Below are 20,915 nucleotides of genomic sequence, written 5' to 3' on the forward strand. Positions count from 1 at the left end.
ATTGTGCGATTATACATATTGATACTCCTATAAAAAATTTGGGTTGTTGAGTTTACCATTTTTAAAATCCATAAGGGTTCTAACAGTTTCTGGTCTATCTTCAAATAAATACTTGCCTCTGGTTTTGCTATAGTCTTTTTGTATTTTTATTTTATCTCTCCTTATTCTATCGTAAAGCCACTGCCTGGAAACTTCAAGGATTTTTGCAACTTGTGAAATAGTAAGGTAGCCAGGCACTTTAATGGGGTGTGATTGCTCCTTTTTTCGCATAATATTATTTTTTAACCGAATATTTTTTACTGTATTTTCTAAAACAATATTCTTTGATTGTGAGGGAGAACGATACCCTTGTGTTTCTAAGTACTTGGCAATTTCTATATCCGTTTTACCCTCTTTACTTGACTTTATTATCGATTGCTCCATTTCTGTTGCAGTAGTCAATGCACGAAAGGAGCTTACTGGAATAGGAGCATGGAAAGTGGTAGTTTCTCTACCATGCCATACAATACGTATCTGCAAGCAATCACGCATGATTCGGTGTGCTACTACCTTATCAATCAGACAACGAACAAAAGATTTTCTTTGCTGACGTGACAGAACTGACTTATGCCAAATTTCTGGTAGTTTCTTACCTACATCTAAAAATATTGTTTTCAGTTCCTCGGATAATTGAGGAGTAGGTTTACTTGGATACTGACGTTCAAATGTAATTTCCGCTTGCTTGAGTTCATTCAATGCCTGTTCCCAACGTCTTTCAAGTTCTGCAGCTACAAGACGATTGTCAGGATCAACTTGATTAAATTGTCGTTCTGCCAATCTTACTTGGTATCTTAAGCGTTCTAATTGTTGTAAATGAGCTTTATTAATTTCTTGTTCAGATTGTAGCTGCGAGTTAATAGCCTTAGTATAAGCATCTAGCTCAATTTGACTAAGTGCTGCAAAAAATTTAGGAATTACTTCATTATCAATAATATCAGCAGGTAAAAACTGACATGAAGGGGAAAGATCACGTTGATGTTGGTAACTGCATTTATAATGATTTCCTCCTTTATACTGTACTATCATTTTGTGTCCACATTCTCCACAATAGATTATTCCATGTAATAATGCTGCACCTGGTCTAGCTATTCCACGTGTTCTACAGCGACGGTAATCCGCATGATTATCTTTAAGTATGATCTGAATCTTTGTAAAGGTTTCCCAATCTATGTAAGCTGGGTATTTATCTTTAATTAGAACTTTCCATTCTTCCATTGGTAGTCTTTTTGTTGTTTTATTAGCAGAAGATAGTTTGTGACGCGTAGTACAAGAACGACCATAAGCAAATGCTCCAGCATAAGCAGGGTTTTTGAGCATTGAGATAATTGCGTCAAAAGTTGGTTTTTTCCAATGCACTTCTTTAAAATTGTCATACCTAGGAATGGTAAGTTGGTTATTGTTAAAATACCTTACAACTTGTGCTGCTGTTCGTTTTTCTAGAAAAGTGTCAAAAACAAGCTTAATATGCTGCTGAACTTCAAGGTTAGGATCCTTACTCACGGAATCATCAATGTTACGAACGAAACCCACTGGAAGAGATAAGGCTAAATCTCCTCTGGTTGCCTTATTTACTAGTCCAGCATTTAGTCTGGCTCTTATAGTAGATAACTCCATTTCAGCAAGCTGTCCTTTCAGACCAAGTAACAACCGACCATTAATAGTACCAGGGTCATACACACCATCCCGATCAGCTATCAAACACTGTTTATAGCCACATATATCCAATAACGGATACCAATCAGAACAATTACGTGACAAACGAGTCACATCGTAGGATAGGATAATCCCTACCTTTGATAAAGTGACTTTAGCGAGAATCTCTTTATACCCTTCACGCTTTTCAGCACTAGCACCTGTTAAGCCGAGATCATTATCAATAACAACAATATTATCAGCTTTCCACCCAAGATCAATAGCTCTTTGTTTCAGCGCATACTGTAACTCCAAACTTTCTTGATTGCTCAGTGCTTGATGAGGTGTTGATTGTCTTATGTAAATTATCGCTTCGCGTGTTAAATGTTGTGCTGTAATTAGCTCTGATGTATTCATGGATGACCTCTTTGGACACTAATAATATGTTTTCTAAAATTTCTGATTTGAGACATTGCGGCATTTTTTTCCACACTCTATTTGGTTTACATGGCATAATTTATACTCCTTTGCTAAAGAAACAAATTCGTATAATGAATCCCATGTTAATTTACTTGTGAGAAAATCTTGCTTACTGGCTAAGTTGGTAGCAAGAAACGGGATACGCAGAATTATGTTATTACGATGAATAACAAATACATTACTACTACAATGGGCTCTTGAACTGATAAAGGATATAGGAAAAGTTCTGCCAAATAGCGGATGAGTTGGATCTGTAACTGTAATCTCTTTTTGGTTGTTGAATGGGGTATTAAGGTGGTTGATCGTGAGATATTACAATGGATGTTGAACCAATCAAAAGTGCGCGCTTGATGATCTCTCTGACATAAAGAGGAGTTTGATCTACTGTACCAACGTTTTGCAGGTCTTCCGCTATTAGACGATACTTTTTATTCATATAGATGACGCGAAAATTTTCCTTATTGAGGCTTCCTATGCTTATTCTTAAATAATCAAGCAATTTTTCCCAGTTATCGATTATAGGCAGGTCTTTTATTTCTTCTCTTGCAGAACGAACAAAGGCTTGTTTCACACAAAAGATGGCAGATATTGCTGCATTGCTGACACCATCAACATTTTGCAGTGCTTCCAGGTCAGCATTAAAAACTTTATTCAAACTGCCAAAATTTTCTATCAAACTCTTTGCTATCGGCTTTACATCAATTCTACTGTATGCTGAATATAAAATGTGCTCTAAAACTTCATAATCAAGTAATGATTGTCCATTATCTAAAATAATTTTCTCTCTTAGGCGCTTTCTATGCCCCTTTTCGTAATTTTTCATCATTAGTGAATTGCTTATCTCTTGTATAATAAGAAGTTAGATTTTTAAGTAAAATATTTAATAAAGCGCATGACGCACAATTGTAAGAACATTCATTTTTAAAGACAGTAAATTGTGTCATCAAAGTAGCTGACGCGAGCTCTACGTCATACCGCAATTCATTCGCGGTATCTCAGCAGATCCCGCTAACAAGTAGCGGGATGACGAAGTTATCGTCATGCCACCGCGAACCGTCATATCGCCGCAGACCGTCATACCGCCGCGGTATCTCTAGATCCCGCTAACAAGCAGCGGGATGACGAAGTTATCGTCATGCCACCGCGAACCGTCATATCGCCGCAGACCGTCATACCGCCGCGGTATCTCTTAGCATAGATCCTGCTAACAAGTAGCGGGATGACGAAGTTATCGTCATGCCACCGCGAACCGTCATATCGCCGCAGACCGTCATACCGCCGCGGTATCTCTAGATCCCGCTAACAAGCAGCGGGATGACGAAGTTATCGTCATGCCACCGCGAACCGTCATATCGCCGCAGACCGTCATACCGCCGCGGTATCTCTAGATCCCGCTAACAAGCAGCGGGATGACGAATTACTATCTACACCGTCATACCGCCGCGGTATCTCTTAGCCGCTAACACGTAGCGGGATACTTAACCGTCATACCGCGATTCATTCGCGGTATCTCAGCCGCTAACAAGAGATCCCGCTAACACGTAGCGGGATGACGGTTGTCGTTTAGCCATAAATATTTAAGAAATTTACCAAACGAAAAAAAAGGCAAAAGAAGCCCTAGTCATTGTCTACTTTCAGTATTGGCGTTTTTTAAGTCTTAAACACTGCAATTTAGCTGCTTTTAAATGCAACTCACCTTTGTTTAAATGTTTAAGAAATTTACTAAGCAGAAAAAAAGGCAAAAGAAACCCCGTGTTAGCTAGTTGTCACTCTCTAATCCTGCAAATTGGCGTACTATACTGTCTTAAACGACTTATAAGCGCGTTTCAGCTTATATAGGTAAAAACCCAGAAATGTTGTGAAGACATAAGGTGCACATAGTGCAAAAAATTAAAAATAAGACGCCAACTACGTTGTTTTCTTGCTGTTTAATCTGCACAGATGAAGATAACTGAATACCTTCACTATCATAATAAGGGGGCTGGCGGAGTTTGTCAAGCAAGTTTTATGCAAGAGATCTATTGAAATGCCCCTGTAAAATTATACTATTAATTAGTGCACTGTAAATTTAAAATTATAGATATGTTAAGCAGATTGGTAATTTTGCTATTAGTTTTTATACTTCCTTTTTCTTCATACTCATACCAGTTTAGAACCAAAGCAAAGCAAGCAGTAGTCTTAGATTTAGCTTCAGATTCATTCATTTTTGACCATAATTCTGATGAAAAAATGGCCCCATCTTCAATGAGCAAGCTAATGACTTTATATATAGCCTTCGATTATCTAAAAGCTGGAATAATACACATGGAGGATAAATTTCGAGTAAGCAGAAAAGCGTGGGAAAGAAAAGGCTCTTCTATGTTTTTGAAAGAAGGTCAATCCGTTACGGTGAGGGAATTACTCGAAGGAATTACAATAGTCTCAGGTAATGATGCCTGCATAACACTAGCCGAGGGTATTGCAGGATCAGAAGAGAATTTTGTGGCTGAAATGAATGAGGTTGCACAAAATTTGAACCTGAATGACAGTCATTTTGTCAACTCAAGCGGGTGGCCAGATGGAGATCATTTTATGAGCGCAAAAGACTTGGTAATGCTGGCAAAAAGGATTTTCACTGATTTTCCTGAATATTACGATTTATTTTCTGAACAATATTTGACATATAACGAAATTGCACAAAAGAATAAAAATCTTCTACTTTTTCACGACATTGGGGTTGACGGTTTAAAAACCGGTTATACAAATGCTGGTGGTTATGGCATTGTAGCATCTGCAAAACGAAATGATAGGAGAATTTTTGCTGTCGTAAATGGTTTAAACACTGAGAAAGAGCGAATAGAAGAAGCAAAAAGACTGATACAATACTCCTTAAAACATTTTAATACTAAGAAAATATTTGCTAAAGACAGTGTAGTTGAGGAAGTAAATGTTCTCTATGGAAAAGATAAAAAAGTGCCTATTACAGTTGCAAACGATGTTACCATAACTTACAACCGCAAATTGCATGACCAAATTAAGGTGCGTATTGAATATAAAGATATGATACCTGCACCCATTAAAAAAGGTCAAGAAGTGGGCAAAGTTTTTGTAGAAATACCAGGTGTTGAGCAACAAACTACGCCTCTTTATGCAGCAAATGACGTACAGGAATTGAATTTCGTAGAAAAGTTTTTTAGAATGTTATTTTAAGTTTAATATATTGGCTTTCAAAGCAATTTCGAAAGAGAGATCTATTGCACTTTAGTGTAGTTTTAACTAACAATTTCTGTTACAATACAAGATTGAAATGTTACGAAAATGTGCTGGTTATATTTGTTGCTGTCTAGTATCCTAGAGATACTGTGGGCTGTAACGTTAAAGTTTAGTAACAGTTTTACTAAAGTTGTGCCTTCGATTGCAACATTGGTAATTATGATCATTAGCATTTACTTTTTATCTCTTGCAGCATGCTTTCTACCTATTAGAGTATGCTATGCAGTTTCCTCTGGAATATGCACAATTGGAATAACTATAATTGGTGCAACCGCTTTCACAGAGAATATTAATTTATCTCAAGTTTTATGTATCATTTTAATTGTAATAGGAACCATAGGGCTAAAGCTCTCTATTTAAACCTAAAAATTTATGCATGAATTGGATATATTTACTCTTATCGTCACTAATTGAAGTGTTCTGGGTCATAACACTTAAGCATAGTTGTGGATTTACTCATCTCGTACCATCAATAATTAGCATACTCTCCATGGCTCTTAGTACGTATTTACTTTCGCTCGCTATACGTTCTATACCTATCGGAGTATGCTATGCAATTTGGACTGGAGTAGGTGCTATAGGAGCTTCGATACTTGGAGTTTACCTATTTAATGAACCAGTTAATTTATTCGAAGTAATATGCTTTATTTTAGTTACATTCGGGATTATAGGATTAAAATTGTTTGATACTGCAAAACAAACTGTTGATAAAATGGAATAAGAGATCCCACAATTGGAATTATATTAAGGAAATACTTCCTGCACATTCCCATTTACGTTTTGCGCTTCTTTCGTTTCATCCATTTTAGTACTAGGTTCTAACATTCTAACTGTAGTATAAGCTACCGCTAATGCTGCTGCTACAACTGTAACTACTGCTCCTATTACAGGATATAGCCCAGCTGTAATTGTTCCAATTGCAAAAAGTGTTATCGTTATAGCAGTACCAAACAATATTGTTAAACTGAAAGCAACAAGAGATATTTTACCCTGTTGGTCATGTCGTTTCATTCTTTCTTCAGATAAAAGAAAATTCACATGCCGAACTATATAATGATTTTTGTCAAAATCGCTCGGAATTTTATTATCATTATTCTTTGACAAAAGATCTGCTCTTTTGCCTATTAAAGTCTCAATTACCTCTTTGCAACCACGTCGAGCAGCCATATGTAAGGGAGTGCATTTATCTTTATCTACTGCATTAACCTTTGCTCCTGCTCCTATTAGAGCTTTTGCTGTCTCTTCATTCTTGGCATTATGCAAGGGAGTGCGTTTATCTTTATCTAATGCGTTAACATTTGCTCCCGCTCCTATTAGAGTTTTTACTGTCTCTGCATCTTCAGCAAAATGTAAAGGAGTACATCCATATTTATCTGCTGCATTAACATTTGCTCTTGCTTCTACTAGAATTTTTACTATCTCTTTACGGCAAAATTGAGTAGCTATATGCAAGGGAGTGCGTTTATCTTCATCTGCTGCATTAACATTTGCTCCTGCTCCTATTAGAGTTTTTACTGTTTCTTTACAACCATATTGAATAGCCAAATGTAAGGAAGTGCGTCCATCTCTATCTATTGCATCAACATTTGCTCCTGCTTCTATTAGAGTTTTTACTATCTCTATGCGACCTTTTTTAGCAGCCAAATGTAAAGGAGTATTCCTATATTTATCTACCGCTTTGACATCTCCTTCTCCTTCTATTAGAGTTTTTACTATCTCTATGTAACCTTTTTCAGTAGCCAAATGTAAAGGAGTATACCCATCTTTACTTATTGCATTAACATCTATATCTTCTCTTTTCAATAGGAGATTTACTACTTCTGTTTGACCATTTTCACAAGCCAAATGCAAAGGAGTACATTCATGATTATCTTTTTCATTAACATCTGCTCCGTTGTCTATTAGAGCTCTTATTGTTTTAGTGCAGCCACGGCGAGCAGCCTTACATAAAGGAGTGTCTCCATATCCATTTTTTGCATTAGCATTGATTCCTTCTACTCCCAATAGAGCATTCACCACATTTTCTAAATTATTGTGGATAGCTAAATGCAATAATCCATATTCTACTGCAAATAAGTGGTTTACACCAAAACCAGCTCCTTCCCACTCTTTATATTCATCTGAATATTGTGATAATTTCTCTTTTATCTTCCCAATTACGTTATCTTTACTTAAATTTTTGTCAGCATCAATTGCACTTAGCATTCTTTCCCACTGCTCGTGTTCAATTGTCATAACTTTACTCCTACTTTAACAATATTTTAATTATCATATATTATGACAAGAAAGTTAACCCTACCTAATTTTGCTTAGTAAGCACACTAACTATGAAACAATCTATATTACCATCAAAAACAGAATTTATATTACCCACTTCATGTCCAGTTCTTAAATCCTTCACCATTTGATATGGATGCATAACGTACGATCTGATCTGATTGCCCCAGCCTATATCGCATTTTTTACCATATTCTTCAGCCATCTTTTGTTCTTTTTTTTCCAGTTCAATTTGGTACAAACGTCCTTTAAGTAATTTTAACGCCTCATCCTTATTTCTGTGTTGAGAACGACCATTTTGGCATTGAACTACAACACCAGTTGGAATATGCGTAATGCGTACCGCACTTTCAGTCTTGTTCACGTGCTGACCGCCTGCTCCGGAAGCACGGTAGGTGTCGATCTTTAGATCCTTTTCATCCACAGCAATATCAATTGAATCTTCTATCACTGGAGTTACTCCTACACTTGCAAAACTGGTATGACGTTTACCATTTGCATCAAACGGCGATATTCTAACCAGCCTGTGAATTCCACTTTCACTTTTTGCCCACCCATAAGCTTTTTCTCCAACGATTTTTATCATTGCAGACTTTATACCAACCGACTCTCCTTCTAATTTTTCTACAACTTCAACTTTAAAGTTGTGATAAATTTCTGCCCATCTTACATACATGCGCATCAGCATTTCAGCCCAATCATTGCTCTCTGTTCCACCAGCTCCTGAGTGGATTTCTAAAAAGCAGTTATTGTTATCTGCTTCACCAGTAAATAAGGATTCTGTCTCTTTAAGTTTGATTAATTTCTCTAGCTTAGCTAATTCACTTTCAACTTCAGAGAAAAATTCTTCATCATTCTCATCAATAGCAGACTTCATTAAGCTAATGGCATCGTTGTAATCGCTTTCCAACTTTAAAAACAACTCTACGTCATGCTTAATTTTAGAACGTTCTTTTAAAATTTCTTGTGCCTTTTGATTGTCTTGCCACAGATTATCATTCGACGCTTGGGAATCCAGCTCTTCAAGACGCAACTTTAATTTTTCTATGTCAAAGACACCTCCTGATAAGAGAAATACTTTTATTTAAGCCTTGAAAGTATTCGAAAATTTCTGAATAAGTTTTCATTATACTTTAGATTTTAATATATTTACTATTACTAACAATAACAGCAAACAAAATAGAAATTTAACCATATGATAGTTAATTCAAAATAATTTCATTATACTTTAATGTTTAAGGAAATCAAGTGTGTATATTTATTAAAAAATAAGGTAAAGTAATGAATATTAAAATAAGTTCTCATTATGGTTTAGACAAAAAGGCTATTGATGACTTAATAGAGTCACTTGATAACGAGGAGCTAGAAAATGTTTGTAATATTGTAAAAACGATAGATAGCGTTCAGTTAGCTTATTTTTTATCTACTTCAATCAGTGATCACAGGGAGAAATTAGTTAATATCCTCGATCAACATTTGTTAAGTGATGCCCTAGTGCATGTAGTGCCAGATTTACAAAGAGAGATCATAGAAACATTGGGAATAGAAAATACAGCAAAGTTACTAATGCTCCTTGATGTAGAAGATATAGTAACCATAGTGAAAGATTTGGATAGAAAGTCTATAGAAAACATACTTAACTACTTACCCAATGCAACTCAAAAATTAGTAGAGGAGTTGTTATCATACCCAGAAGAAAGTGCAGGAAGGTTGATACATAAAAATATGGTTATAGCTCCATATTATTGGACGATAAATCAGCTAATGGAATTCTTGCGCAACTATAAAAAAATACCAGAAAGATTTCACCAGATATTCATTATCAACTCAAAATTAGAGCCTATAGGCAGTGTTAATTTAAATAAGGTAATATCTCACTCAGGAGACACAATAATAAAAGAGATAATGGATCATGACATAAAAATCATTAAAACTGGAGTAGACCAAGAGGAAGTAGCAAGAATATTTAAAGATTACTCTCTATTATCGGCTCCGGTAGTAAATAAGAATGGTAAAATTATTGGTGTGATCTTAATTGAAGATGTGATAAAAGTTGTTCAACAAGAAACAGAAGAGGATGTACTCAAAATAAGCGGTGTATCTTCTAAAGCCGATATAAATGCCCCTATACATAAAACTATAATTAAAAGGCTACCTTGGTTACTGTTTAACCTCTTAGCTGCAACAATGTGTTCCATAGTAGTTGGCTTTTTCGATGATGTAATAAAAAGTTTTATAGTACTGCCAATAATCATGCCGATAATTGCATCAATGAGCGGAAATGCAGGATCCCAAACAGTAACGCTAACCATCCGGGCAATCGCAACAAAATATCTAACTGAGCAAAATGCAAAAAGAGTACTGATGAAAGAATTTTTAATAGGTCTTATAAACGGGGTAATTTTATCTACCATTTCACTCGTAGTATTAGCAATAAGATTTCACAATTTCAAAGTGGAGATGATTTTTGTGGTCTCCATGATTATGATGTCAATTATTGCAACGTTCATCGGAACTTTCATTCCTATAATGCTTCACCGTTTAAAGTCTGACCCTGCAGTTTCTTCTTCAATCCTAACATCGGCAACAACTGATATTCTCTCAGCTCTTATGTTTCTTGGTTTAGCTACGATCTTTTTATTAAACAGCTGATACTATCTATAGCTATACCGCGATTTATTCCATAGCTGTACGAACATTCATTTTTAAAGGTAAACTGTACAGCGAATGGTGTCATTCCAGTGCTTGACACTGGAATCTAGCCTTTTCATAATCATCAAAATGTTGTATTTTTACATAAAATGGCTACTTTTATGCTTACCAACTTAATAAAATTCCTGGATCCCAGTGTCTGGGCACTGGGATAACACCCTCCTGATAGACAATGTTCGTACATCTGTAGATTTATTCGCGGTATAGATTCTGCTAACAAGTAGCGGAATGACGGTTTTTCAAATTGTCGTAAGTCAGTTTAGCTATAATATCAAGTTTCACAACTTTACCAACTATTTCTTTCTATTAAATAAGAATAAATTACCTATACAAAAATAGATTGGCAATATTTCAAGTCTACCAAGCAGCATCAAAAACGACAAAAATAATTTTACTTCATTACTGAAAGAAGAATAGTTACCTGAAGGGCCTATTAAATTACTAAATCCCGGGCCAGAATTTGTAAGCGTTGCAGAGACTGAACTGATGCTAGTTATAAAGTCTGCATTGCTTAAGTAAGACATCACTATTGATGAAATGGTAAACGTTAACATGAAAATTGCAAAAAATATAAAGACAGAGTGAACTTCATCATTCTCCAGGGTTTTTCCGTTGAATTTTACCCTATTACCTGCACCTGGGTTTAATAAAAGGCGAAAGTGATTTCCTATAGACTTTAGAAAAATGATCAAACGAAAGATTTTGATGCCACCACTTGAAGAACCACTACATCCACCAACAAAGGTTAGAAAAAAGCTAAGACTGAAATGAAGCTCCAATCTATATGATTACAGATTGCATAACCAGTTGACGTAATTAAAGAGGTGATGGTAAACGTGCTGTATCTAAATGATAATGACACTCCTAAATCAACATTTTGATACAACCAAAAACAAGCAAATAAAGATGAAACAATAGCTATCTTAACAAAGTAAGAGACCTGTTCATCATAGCAAATGTCTAACCGTCTTATGATTTTTAAATAGCTAAAAAAAGGCAGAGAACCCAAAATCATAAAAATGATCGTTATGACTTCTAACATAGGGTTATTGTAGTGCCCTATAGAATCATTATAGTTAGCAAATCCACCAGTTGATACAGCGGACATTCCGTGACATATTGCGTCAAATAGTGGCATGCCAGCCAGATAATAGGAAAATATACATAACAAAATTAGGCCATAATATATTGCTGTAATATGAATTACTACGCTTCGCGTGTTCGGCAACTTCCTTTTTGTAGCATCTGAATATTCAGAATAAAGTAAATTATTTAGGCTGAGAATCTTAAACATAGGAAAAACTGCAATTCCTAAAGTGATTACACCAAAACCCCCCATGCCATGTAGCATTGCTCTCCATAGCAGTATTCCTCGAGATTGTTTTTCAATATCATTAAATATAGTTGCCCCTGTGGTTGTGATGCCAGATATCGTTTCAAATAATGCATCAACATAGCTCAGATTGTCAAAATAGAAAGGAATAGCTGCAAACAAAGACAAGGCAATCCAGGTGCAACTAGTAATTGCAAAAATTGCCGGCATGCCATTTAATTTACCGAGTAAAATAAAAATTACGCCAGATGTGCAGGTAATTATGAATCCAGCGAGAAAATTTTTCCATTCGTAGCTGAGACATTTATTAGTAATAGCAGGAATAAGCATTGCTAAGCTAAATAACAATAGGAATATTCCCACAATAAATACAATTGAACGTAAAGTTTGTAAACGTTGATGATTTTTCATAGAGTTATTTCCTCGCTATACAAAGCCATAAAAGCTACTCTAACGTCAAGCATTTTGTTGGCCTTTATTAACAGTTATTAACAATATACTTGACTTACTTGTAAATATATATGATAATTAAACTTTATAGAAAATAGAGGTAAAATATGACTGAATTAACTGACATACAACAAAAAATTCAAACTTCATTAATTACAGCAATCAGCGAGAACAACCTTAAAATGGTCCAGGAAATATTCAACAGTAATGAAAATGATGATATACAAGCAGCTTTGAGACACGAGGGAGCTCCGACTAGTGAAAAAGATATCATTTTATATTTTGCTATTACTCGCCTTAACGATATAGTTGAAGATAAAGAAAAATTTGAAAAAAGCGTAAAGATCATTGAACTAATTTGGCAGAAAACTAATCAAAAAATTCGTGGTTCTGTGTGTGATCATGCAATAGAGAGTTTTGAAAACTCTCTAAGAGAAACTGTCCTTAGTGACATACCTGCTCTTGAAACAGTTATTCAAGAAATGGAAGAGCACAAGAGGGTAATGGATCTTAGTTCAATACTAAGAGATGCAATAAAAAGTCTTAATGTTAATCAAGTTGAAGCAGCATTAGAGAATTGTGGTGAAAATGTACAAAGTGTTTTAGATCGAATAGTATATTGGGTTGATGGAGACGTAGATGCCTTTTTAGTTTATCCTCTGGGAAGTTAAATATAGTAAAGAATTGAACCAAGAAGATGTGGAAAAGATAAAAGAAATCTTTGAATTAATGTTTAATGCTGCTTCTCCACAGCTCCTTGGGTATGAGCACCGTGGAAATAACTATGTAATGAGTAAACTTGTAAAGGCACAAAAACGTTTTGCTAAAATACCTGGAGTAGGTGAGCAATGCTTTCAAGATTTGATTCAAAAATTTGAGGAAAAACTTAGTAAAGATACACTAGATAATGCCAAGGCTGATGATCAGATAGCATGGGATAAAGAGTATGCGACTCGATTTTCACAAGAAATCAATCATGATCTGTTTGAGAATGATGAACTTAATGCTTGTATAGATGACACTGATCTAGGTCAAAACCCAGTAATTAACACCGCAAACCCTGAATTAACAAATGAAGCAGATAACAAAACCCCAGAAAAGAACGATACAAACTTCTGGAGTGAACACAAAGGGAAGATTGCTCTAGGTGTTACTGGACTATGCGTAGCTGGTGCTGTTGCAGCCTATGTGCTAGCGTATCCTGTAGTTGCACTGGCTTTAACAGTTTTGGCAGCAGTTATATTAATGGGTGCTGGTATTGCTAAGTTTTGTGAGAAATCAGAAAGCCCAAATACGAAAAGCTCGGACCCAGATCTTTCTCAGTGTTGCAACAAAACAAGAACTGCCTAATTAGTAATCCATTGTCATCCCAGCGCGCTGCGCTGGGGTCTGACTACGCTAGACAAAGAATATGTATCCGTTCAGGAAAGCGACAAAATAAGGTAGACAAGGTAGTATAAAAAGATAACCATAAAAGTGAGTTTACAACAAATGGTGTCATGCCAGTGCGTGACACTGGCATCCAGTTGAGCTATTTCAACAAAAATACTGCATTTGAGGTGAACTTTTTTCTCACCAGGACCATTATCTATTACACTTATTTACGAGTATAATAATTAAAGTCTGGATCCCAGTGTCACGCACTGGGATGACAAAAAAGGAGGCTGCTTGGATGACAGGAGAAGGAAGTGTTGCCGTCACGTTATATCATAAACCTTTGCTGAAGCTTTCTTTATATATTCACTTGAAAGTGGGATTAGACCAAGCCTAGATAGGTACCCATCTTCAATGCCGATCGAATCTATAATTTCTTTTATGAATTCTCTTAATCCATCAACAGTATCCAGGTGTTCTTTCTTTATATAAAGGTATAGAGGTCTTGCTAATATATATTTTCCCGATGATATATTTTCGTAAGTTGGCTCAATTCCTGCAATTGTGCTCCCTTGTATTTTATCTTGATTCCTCATTAAAAAGCTAAAACTAAATATCCCTAAAGCGTTCTTGTTACTTTTCAATTTTTGTATTATTATGTTTTCATTAATTCCAACTTCTATATACCTTCCGTCATCCCTTATATTACCACATGCTTTCTTTCTTTCTTCCTGATCTTTATAATTCTCTTTGAAAATTCTCGAGTTCATGCATGAATATTGATTGAACATAATAGAATTAACCAAAGTTTCGTATGTGCCTGTATTTTGATGTGGACCATAAATTTCAATTTCTGTTTTTGGTAAGGCTTGATTTACATCAGACCAAAACTTCTTATTATTTTTTACTAATTTATCATCTTCTTGAGAATATGCAGATAAAGTTTCAAATAAGTCCTTTTTTGTGAAATCAAATCTATGGCTTTGATTTGAATTTGCAATGACAATTCCATCATAGCCAATGATGATCTCTATCACTTCATTAATTTTATTTCTTTTACATAGTTCTCTTTCTACTTCCTTCATAGGGCGAGATGAAGTGGTGATGTCTGGCGTGTCTTCCCCTATTCCTGAGCAAAACATTTTGAACCCTGATCCACTTCCTATCGATTCCACAACTGGAGTCTTAAAAGAGAATACACGATTGAACTCCTCGGCTACAAATGAGATAAAAGGAAAAACGGTTGAAGATCCAACAATTCTGATGTATTTCCTGGCATCAGCATTTGACAGCGGCGTGAATAATACGAATACAAAAATCAGGAGAAAGTTTCTAAGCATTATTTTTAGTTAAGAACATAAATCTAATTATTGTAATAAAAAATCAAACTGAAAAGCTTTAATTTTCTCTTGTGATTGACCTATAGCTAATCCAATTGACCGCTATTTCAATTGCATGAACATTGTAACAATGGTGTCTGCAAGCAGCTTACTGTACGAACATTGTGATTTGAGAGCAATTTCCACTAGGAGGATGTCATCCCAGTGCCCAGACACTGGGATCCAGTTCTTATTACCTGGTGTAAAGTTAAGTTTTCTGGATTCCAGACTGGAATGACATCATTTACCATGTACAATTTATTAGTTAATAATCCATTGTCATCCCAGCGTCATGCGCATAATTGTATGAACATTGTGATTTGATACAAGCTACTTGCATGACAAAAGCTACAGTTTACATTTAAATTTTATTTTATATTATTGTAAGTATTACACAACTTTAAGGGGCAATTATGGCAGTTATGCCAGATAAATGGATCAGAGAAAAAGCTGAAAATTTTGGAATGATAGAGCCTTTTGTGGATCACAAAAGCAGCAAAGGTGTTATATCTTTCGGACTATCGTCTTATGGGTATGATGCAAGAGTGGATAATAAATTTAAAATTTTTACTAACGTTAATTCAGCCATCGTGGACCCTAAAAATTTCTCTGAGAATAGTTTTATAGATAAAGAAACAGACGTATGCATAATTCCACCAAATAGCTTTGTGCTTGCAAGCACAGTGGAATATTTTCGTATACCAAGAAATGTACTGGTCATTTGTGTTGGTAAATCAACTTACGCAAGGTGTGGAATTATAGTAAACGTTACTCCCTTAGAACCTGGATGGGAAGGTCATGTCACACTCGAATTCTCAAACACCACCCCACTTCCTGCAAAAATTTACGCTAATGAAGGCGCATGCCAATTCGTATTTTTAAGCGGCGAAAGTGAGTGTGAAAAATCATATGATGATATGAAAGGAAAATATATGAATCAGCATGGTATCACTTTGCCGCTGGTAAAGTGATTACTTTAGGTAAAGCAAGATATTGTGCTATTGTACTGAAGATTACTAAGATAAGTTTTAACTAATTTGTCGCATTCTTTATCACCTAAAACTGCACGTGCAGAGTGGTTTTTAAATGACTCTACATAGCTTGAAAAGAAATTTGTAGAAGGATTACTTAAAGCTTCTGCAACTTCTTTTTTTCTTTATCATTGGAAAGCTGATTAAATAGTTCTTCTCCCTTTTTTTGCAGCTCATTTTCAAATTCCTGCTTTATAGTATTCTTATCTGCTTTTTGCAAGAAGGAAAACTCTTCAAAAATGTACAAGGAAGAGACAATACTGTTGAAGGTACCAGTAAAACATGCACTTGAACCACGACCACCACGCACTCCGTATTCTGTTTGCGATTCTACTAAATGTTTAACCAGTTGATATTTTCTCTGTGATATGCGGGTATTAATATCTATATTATGATCAGCATTTGCTCTAGTTTGATCGTTGCAAGCCTTCCAAGCTAAATTTAAAACTTGCTTCAATGTTAACCCGCTTCCACTATGTGTATCAGGGTTATTTTTTATACGCTCCAAGCACTCAAGTGCATGTTTTTTCTCATCTTCTCTAAGTTGATCTTTATCTGCAGCTTTTTGTGTGCCATTTGCTATGCACTCTAACTGATCAATAAATCCTTCTATTTCCTCTATAAACTTATCATCAACATCAGGCTCGCCATAGTTTTCTTTTAGCTTTTGAACGTTAATATTAATTGCATCATTTACATTAGTATCATGCGTTGTTTGTGGGATACGTGCTGCCTCCATAAATGCTTCAGTTCTTTTGCCTCCTGCAAAAAGATATAGCTTACTCAATACCTTGGCGATTAAGAAAAACACCAGGGGAGGAATAAAAAATATTATAAAAAGTACTACAAATAAACCTGTGATTAGCCACCTTACAGGAGCTAGCAGAATTTCTTTTGCTTTTTTTAATTTTGACGGTCTTTGTATGTTGTCTGGTGTATTTACTACTGCTGGCATAATTAGTTTAAGTTAGTATCAATATTTTTAATATACTATATTTTTTCTTATTTTGTCAACTCAAATTTCTACTTCCGCACTTTTTCATTGTTGCTTACAATAATTATAGCTACACGATTTACTCATGTGCTTTTCTTAATTAAAAACTTCAACTATTCATTGTAAGCTATTGAATTTCCTACTATTTAGTGGCAAATTGTCATCCAAGTGGCTGTAAAACGACAAATTCGTCATTCCGCTACTAGTTAGTGGAATCTATACCGCGAATGAATCGCGGTATGACGGTTCGCGGCGGCATAACGATAAGCTCGTCATCCCGCTACTAGTTAGCGGAATCTATGCTAAGAGATACCGCGAATGAATCGCGGTATGACGGTTCGTGGCGGCATGACGTAGAGCCTACATTAACTATAGAAACAAAAAGGAGGATTATCATGTCTACAATAGTTTTATCATCAATTTTTGGTCAAGCAGGCAGCATTTTTGGTCCAATTGGCCAGATTATCGGCTCAGAACTCGGTGCTCTTCTTGGTGCGCAGCTTGATGGTGCGATGTTTAGCCTTGATGCTGAGCAGAAAGTAACGCATGGTGCGAGACTAAAAAATCTGCAAGTTCAAACCTCAACCTATGGAAGGACGATACCAATTATCTATGGCACTGCTCGCATTGCAGGGAACATTATTTGGTCACAGCCAATAAAAGAAGAGGCGATAACCACCAAAAGCAAAATTGGAAGAGGTATGAATGTTGAGTATAATTACTATGCAACGCTTGCAATTGCGATCTGCAAGGGGAAAGTAGAAAAATTAAACAGAATCTGGGCAGATACAACATCACTTAGCTTTGATGAAATAGATTATACTTTTTACCGCGGTACAGAAGACCAAAATCCTGATCCATTTATGTCGTCAATCGAAGGTGTGCCGGCTTATAGGGGAATATCTTACATAGTCATCAAGAATTTTCCTTTAGCAGACTATAATAACCGCGTTCCGGTATTCACATTTGAAGTGCAGACTATATTAAAGCCTAGCGGATTTTCAGTAGTAGAAAATATTCAGAATATCAATATAATACCAGGCTCAGGAGAGTTTGTATATGATACAAAAATACAGAAGAAAATCGCGCAAGAGAAAATAAGCAGCAACCAATATATCCCATATGGGCTGGCACAAAGGGTAAATCATAACAACCACACTAAAAAGAGCGATGCAGTGCTTTCTTTGGATCAATTAAAGGGAGATTTACCAAATGTTGAGTGGGTATCGGTAGTAGTCAATTGGTTTGTGAATGATCTGTGAACATTAAAGATTGTAAAATATACCCTGCAGTTGAATTTCAAGATGATTCCGCAATATTACCTGATGATTGGCAAGTAGGAAGTAGTACCAGAGATGATGCTCAGCTAATTTCAAAAGACGATAATGGAAACCCAAGATATGGTGGCACAGTTAGTGATTCAGCGCTAATAAGATATATAGAAGAGCTACACAGCAGAGGCTACAAGGTGATGCTCTATCCGATGCCCTTACTTGATACAAAGAACAAAGAGTGGCGAGGAAGATTGAGCGGGACTCCTGGGGATATAAGTGATTTTTTTAAGAATCAGTACAACAAATTTATAGAGCATTATGCAAGCATTGCCAAACAAACTAAAGTGGAAGGGTTTATCATTGGTTCTGAATTTGTTGAACTTACCAAAATCAGAGATGAAAAAGGTAATTACCCTGCAGTGGCAGAGCTAGTTAAGCTTGCAAAGCAGATAAAACTTGATCTTGGAAAAGAAGTAACAGTAACTTACGCTGCGGATTGGAGCGAATACCACTCATATGATGGTTGGTATAATATGGATGAACTGTGGTCTTCACAGTACATCGACGTTGTTGGCATAGATGCTTATTTTCCACTGACTGATGGTCCAGAGCCTCCTTTTGGCTATTCTGCGGAAGATGTAATGGGTGGTTGGAGCAGTGGAGTGGGGTATGATTATTTCTATGATTACTCAAAAAGTGAGCCTGAAAAAGTAAAGTATAACGACAGCAGGTATGCGTGGAAAAATATAGAGAAATGGTGGAGTGAAACTCACATAAACCCCGGTGGTAGTAAAACAAAATGGCAACCAAAAATGAAAAAAATATGGTTTACTGAATATGGATTTCCCAGTATGAACGGCTGCACTAATGAGCCAAATGTGTTTGTTGACAAAGGCAGCATAGAGAGCAAATATCCACGATATTCAAACGGAGAGGTGAGCTTTCTTTCACAAAAAATTGCAATTGAAGGAACGCTAAAGAAGTGGCAAAGCTCAGAAATGGTAGAAAAAATGTTTCTCTGGGCATGGGATGCAAGGCCATTTCCTTACTTTCCCAATTTGTGTGATGTGTGGACTGACTGCCATAATTGGCAGACAGGACATTGGATTCAGGGAAAGCTTTCACAGCTTAATATTTCCGATGTTTTATTGGATCTGTTACAAAAAACAGGTTTAAAAAGCAATCAGTTCGATACAGGTGGCGTCAAAGGGTTATTGTCTGGATATGTAATAAATGACCAGCAACCCGTACGTTCAATTATTAAAATGCTGCAAAGTTGCTATTTTTTTGATGTGGTTGAGCAGGGCTCTAAACTGAAATTTGTCCAAAAGGGCAGGGGAGTTACAACTGTAATGCCAATTGGTGAAACGGTTTTCAGTAACAATTCAAAACTTGTTAATATTAGTCAACTGGATTTAAATAATAAAGTTAACGTCGTTTATTTTAATCGCAATTTTGGCTATCCAATTGATGTTAAATATGCTGAGTTGCCAAAGCAAGGCACTGCTGCAACAGTTGAAATACCGCTCATTATGGAGGAGGGAGAGGCGCAAAATATAGCTGAGGTTTTACTTTATTCTTCGTGGCAAGAGAGAAATATATACAATTTCAAGCTGCCGATAAAATATGCGTGGCTTGCGCCAAGTGATGTCATAACGATTTTAGACGGTGAGAAAAAGCATACGGTGAGAATTATAAAAACAAAATTTGAAAGCATGTCCATTCAAGTAAGTGGTGTTGGTTATGACAGCTCCATATATAAGCTTTCTTTTCCTTCAACAAGGTCTCTTATGCTGAAGGAATACCCTCCTTCTCATATCAGCAAAACCATAGTAGAAATGATATATTTACCGCATGTTAAAGGTAATATTGCAAGCTTTACTTTAATTGGTGAGGAAAGGAATTGGAAGGGAGCAACGCTCTTTATTTCGTACAACGATAAGGATTATAAGCCTATCGCAAGCACAAATAAACAGTCTACTTACGGATATGTAATGGAATCTACCGATGAGGGGCTTGTAATAGTATTACGTTTTGGTAAGCTGCTAGGAATTATCGATTCAAATTCAGCATTAATCGGAAAAGAGATAGTGAAATTCCAGAGTACTAAACTCATAGATAAAAATAAATATAAGCTTAGCAACCTAATTAGAGGGCAAGAAGGTACTAAAGAGTATGAGCATACAGGAGGTGAGAAATTTACCTTACTTGATGATTCAATAATTTCTTTTGAAGTGCAATCAGGGAGAAAATTTTACCTCAAAGCAGTGACTTATGGTGATTCGTTGGATAACACGGAAGCAAAGGTCCTGAACAATTGATGCTCAGTATTTAAACTTAAACCTGAATAATTGAAGATAAGATATTGAAATTCAGGCTTTTTATGATTTTAGCTTAAGATTCCAGTGTCAAAGCACATAACTGTACGAACATTGTGATTTGAATCCACTAGGAGGGTGTCATTCCAGTCTGGAATCCAGCTTTTTCATAATCATCAAAACGTTGTATAAAACGGCTACTTTTATGCTTACCAACTTAATAAAATTCCTGGATCCAAGTAGTCAAGGCACTGGGATGACAAAGGAGGACAGTGTCCGCTACTCGAATGACATCGTTTACTATGTAACATTGTACTTATACTAATGAAAAAAATATATTATAATCAAGTATATTTAATCCAGTAAATCA

At 35.8% G+C, this 20,915-nt stretch carries 18 protein-coding genes; 10 read left to right on the plus strand and 8 right to left on the minus strand.

Features of this window, described 5'->3' with window-relative positions:
- Positions 1–27: 27 nt before the first annotated feature.
- On the minus strand, positions 28–2,088 hold the full coding sequence (locus tag NMD99_RS00880) for a recombinase family protein (RefSeq protein ID WP_309165575.1): 2,061 nt from the start codon (positions 2,086–2,088) through the stop codon (positions 28–30).
- 352 nt (positions 2,089–2,440) lie between these two features.
- The gene (locus NMD99_RS00885; RefSeq protein WP_309166290.1) at positions 2,441–2,977 is read right to left on the minus strand and encodes a JAB domain-containing protein; all 537 of its coding nucleotides are present in this window, start codon (positions 2,975–2,977) and stop codon (positions 2,441–2,443) included.
- Positions 2,978–4,233: 1,256 nt separating this feature from the next.
- Here NMD99_RS00885 and NMD99_RS00890 point away from each other — a divergent pair.
- The 3 genes from NMD99_RS00890 to NMD99_RS00900 all read left to right on the plus strand — a co-directional run bounded on the left by NMD99_RS00890 (position 4,234) and on the right by NMD99_RS00900 (position 6,124).
- Positions 4,234–5,340: a D-alanyl-D-alanine carboxypeptidase family protein gene (locus NMD99_RS00890; RefSeq protein ID WP_253308928.1), complete on the plus strand. Its 1,107-nt coding sequence runs from the start codon at positions 4,234–4,236 to the stop codon at positions 5,338–5,340.
- A gap of 108 nt (positions 5,341–5,448) precedes the next feature.
- Positions 5,449–5,763 carry a DMT family transporter gene (locus NMD99_RS00895; protein ID WP_064124961.1) on the plus strand — a complete coding sequence of 105 codons (315 nt, stop codon included), beginning with the start codon at positions 5,449–5,451 and terminating at the stop codon, positions 5,761–5,763.
- Positions 5,764–5,779: 16 nt separating this feature from the next.
- Complete coding sequence (locus tag NMD99_RS00900; RefSeq protein WP_264732404.1) at positions 5,780–6,124, plus strand: DMT family transporter; 345 nt, start codon at positions 5,780–5,782, stop codon at positions 6,122–6,124.
- Positions 6,125–6,147: 23 nt separating this feature from the next.
- Here NMD99_RS00900 and NMD99_RS00905 read toward each other — a convergent pair whose 3' ends face one another.
- Entirely contained in the window at positions 6,148–7,638 is a 1,491-nt protein-coding gene (locus tag NMD99_RS00905; RefSeq protein WP_250294653.1) for an ankyrin repeat domain-containing protein, read from the minus strand.
- A gap of 64 nt (positions 7,639–7,702) precedes the next feature.
- Positions 7,703–8,807 (minus strand): peptide chain release factor 2 gene (gene prfB, locus NMD99_RS00910; RefSeq protein WP_253308929.1). Its coding sequence is split into 2 segments (ribosomal slippage): positions 7,703–8,731 and positions 8,733–8,807, totalling 1,104 coding nucleotides; the frame shifts between segments, so codons are not numbered across the junction.
- Between the two features lie 154 nt (positions 8,808–8,961).
- Between prfB and mgtE the strand changes: the two genes are divergently transcribed.
- A complete protein-coding gene (gene mgtE / locus NMD99_RS00915) occupies positions 8,962–10,332 on the plus strand; it encodes a magnesium transporter (protein ID WP_253308930.1) in 1,371 nt (456 codons plus the stop codon).
- A gap of 353 nt (positions 10,333–10,685) precedes the next feature.
- Here the strand turns inward: mgtE and NMD99_RS00920 are convergent, their stop codons facing one another.
- Positions 10,686–11,171 (minus strand): potassium transporter TrkG, encoded by a 486-nt coding sequence (locus NMD99_RS00920; protein ID WP_309166299.1) that lies wholly within the window; start codon positions 11,169–11,171, stop codon positions 10,686–10,688.
- Positions 11,138–12,136: a TrkH family potassium uptake protein gene (locus NMD99_RS00925; protein ID WP_309166302.1), complete on the minus strand. Its 999-nt coding sequence runs from the start codon at positions 12,134–12,136 to the stop codon at positions 11,138–11,140. Before NMD99_RS00925 ends, NMD99_RS00920 begins: the two co-directional genes overlap by 34 nt.
- 146 nt (positions 12,137–12,282) lie before the next feature.
- Here NMD99_RS00925 and NMD99_RS00930 point away from each other — a divergent pair, with 146 nt between their 5' ends.
- Positions 12,283–12,846 (plus strand): hypothetical protein, encoded by a 564-nt coding sequence (locus NMD99_RS00930; RefSeq protein ID WP_309166305.1) that lies wholly within the window; start codon positions 12,283–12,285, stop codon positions 12,844–12,846.
- Positions 12,847–12,874: 28 nt separating this feature from the next.
- Positions 12,875–13,525 carry a hypothetical protein gene (locus NMD99_RS00935; protein WP_309166308.1) on the plus strand — a complete coding sequence of 217 codons (651 nt, stop codon included), beginning with the start codon at positions 12,875–12,877 and terminating at the stop codon, positions 13,523–13,525.
- Between the two features lie 347 nt (positions 13,526–13,872).
- Here the strand turns inward: NMD99_RS00935 and NMD99_RS00940 are convergent, their stop codons facing one another.
- Complete coding sequence (locus tag NMD99_RS00940; protein WP_309166310.1) at positions 13,873–14,889, minus strand: substrate-binding domain-containing protein; 1,017 nt, start codon at positions 14,887–14,889, stop codon at positions 13,873–13,875.
- Positions 14,890–15,004: 115 nt separating this feature from the next.
- Here NMD99_RS00940 and NMD99_RS00945 point away from each other — a divergent pair, with 115 nt between their 5' ends.
- A complete protein-coding gene (locus tag NMD99_RS00945; RefSeq protein WP_264688080.1) occupies positions 15,005–15,166 on the plus strand; it encodes a hypothetical protein in 162 nt (53 codons plus the stop codon).
- A gap of 175 nt (positions 15,167–15,341) precedes the next feature.
- The gene (dcd, locus tag NMD99_RS00950) at positions 15,342–15,899 is read left to right on the plus strand and encodes a dCTP deaminase (RefSeq protein WP_064125494.1); all 558 of its coding nucleotides are present in this window, start codon (positions 15,342–15,344) and stop codon (positions 15,897–15,899) included.
- A gap of 157 nt (positions 15,900–16,056) precedes the next feature.
- Here dcd and NMD99_RS00955 read toward each other — a convergent pair whose 3' ends face one another.
- Entirely contained in the window at positions 16,057–16,914 is an 858-nt protein-coding gene (locus tag NMD99_RS00955) for a hypothetical protein (RefSeq protein WP_265017642.1), read from the minus strand.
- Positions 16,915–17,252: 338 nt separating this feature from the next.
- Between NMD99_RS00955 and NMD99_RS00960 the strand changes: the two genes are divergently transcribed.
- Positions 17,253–18,215 carry a hypothetical protein gene (locus tag NMD99_RS00960; protein WP_265045448.1) on the plus strand — a complete coding sequence of 321 codons (963 nt, stop codon included), beginning with the start codon at positions 17,253–17,255 and terminating at the stop codon, positions 18,213–18,215.
- Positions 18,212–20,548, plus strand: coding sequence for a glycoside hydrolase/phage tail family protein (locus NMD99_RS00965; protein ID WP_309166318.1), 2,337 nt, complete (start codon positions 18,212–18,214; stop codon positions 20,546–20,548). Before NMD99_RS00960 ends, NMD99_RS00965 begins: the two co-directional genes overlap by 4 nt.
- Positions 20,549–20,915: the final 367 nt, after the last annotated feature.

Origin of the sequence: Wolbachia endosymbiont of Listronotus oregonensis (assembly GCF_031205055.1) — a bacterium.
Lineage (GTDB): Bacteria > Pseudomonadota > Alphaproteobacteria > Rickettsiales > Anaplasmataceae > Wolbachia.

What these genes read in the sequence shown, in the direction of transcription:
- NMD99_RS00945 (WP_264688080.1), top strand. Translation starts at nt 15,005, where the DNA reads ATGAACATTGTAACAATGGTGTCTGCAAGCAGCTTACTGTACGAACAT.
- NMD99_RS00925 (WP_309166302.1), bottom strand. Translation starts at nt 12,136, where the DNA reads ATGAAAAATCATCAACGTTTACAAACTTTACGTTCAATTGTATTTATT.
- NMD99_RS00890 (WP_253308928.1), top strand. Translation starts at nt 4,234, where the DNA reads ATGTTAAGCAGATTGGTAATTTTGCTATTAGTTTTTATACTTCCTTTT.
- NMD99_RS00905 (WP_250294653.1), bottom strand. Translation starts at nt 7,638, where the DNA reads ATGACAATTGAACACGAGCAGTGGGAAAGAATGCTAAGTGCAATTGAT.
- NMD99_RS00895 (WP_064124961.1), top strand. Translation starts at nt 5,449, where the DNA reads ATGTGCTGGTTATATTTGTTGCTGTCTAGTATCCTAGAGATACTGTGG.
- NMD99_RS00880 (WP_309165575.1), bottom strand. Translation starts at nt 2,088, where the DNA reads ATGAATACATCAGAGCTAATTACAGCACAACATTTAACACGCGAAGCG.
- NMD99_RS00930 (WP_309166305.1), top strand. Translation starts at nt 12,283, where the DNA reads ATGACTGAATTAACTGACATACAACAAAAAATTCAAACTTCATTAATT.
- NMD99_RS00885 (WP_309166290.1), bottom strand. Translation starts at nt 2,977, where the DNA reads ATGATGAAAAATTACGAAAAGGGGCATAGAAAGCGCCTAAGAGAGAAA.
- NMD99_RS00955 (WP_265017642.1), bottom strand. Translation starts at nt 16,914, where the DNA reads ATGCCAGCAGTAGTAAATACACCAGACAACATACAAAGACCGTCAAAA.
- dcd (WP_064125494.1), top strand. Translation starts at nt 15,342, where the DNA reads ATGGCAGTTATGCCAGATAAATGGATCAGAGAAAAAGCTGAAAATTTT.
- NMD99_RS00900 (WP_264732404.1), top strand. Translation starts at nt 5,780, where the DNA reads ATGAATTGGATATATTTACTCTTATCGTCACTAATTGAAGTGTTCTGG.
- NMD99_RS00960 (WP_265045448.1), top strand. Translation starts at nt 17,253, where the DNA reads ATGCTAAGAGATACCGCGAATGAATCGCGGTATGACGGTTCGTGGCGG.
- NMD99_RS00940 (WP_309166310.1), bottom strand. Translation starts at nt 14,889, where the DNA reads ATGCTTAGAAACTTTCTCCTGATTTTTGTATTCGTATTATTCACGCCG.
- mgtE (WP_253308930.1), top strand. Translation starts at nt 8,962, where the DNA reads ATGAATATTAAAATAAGTTCTCATTATGGTTTAGACAAAAAGGCTATT.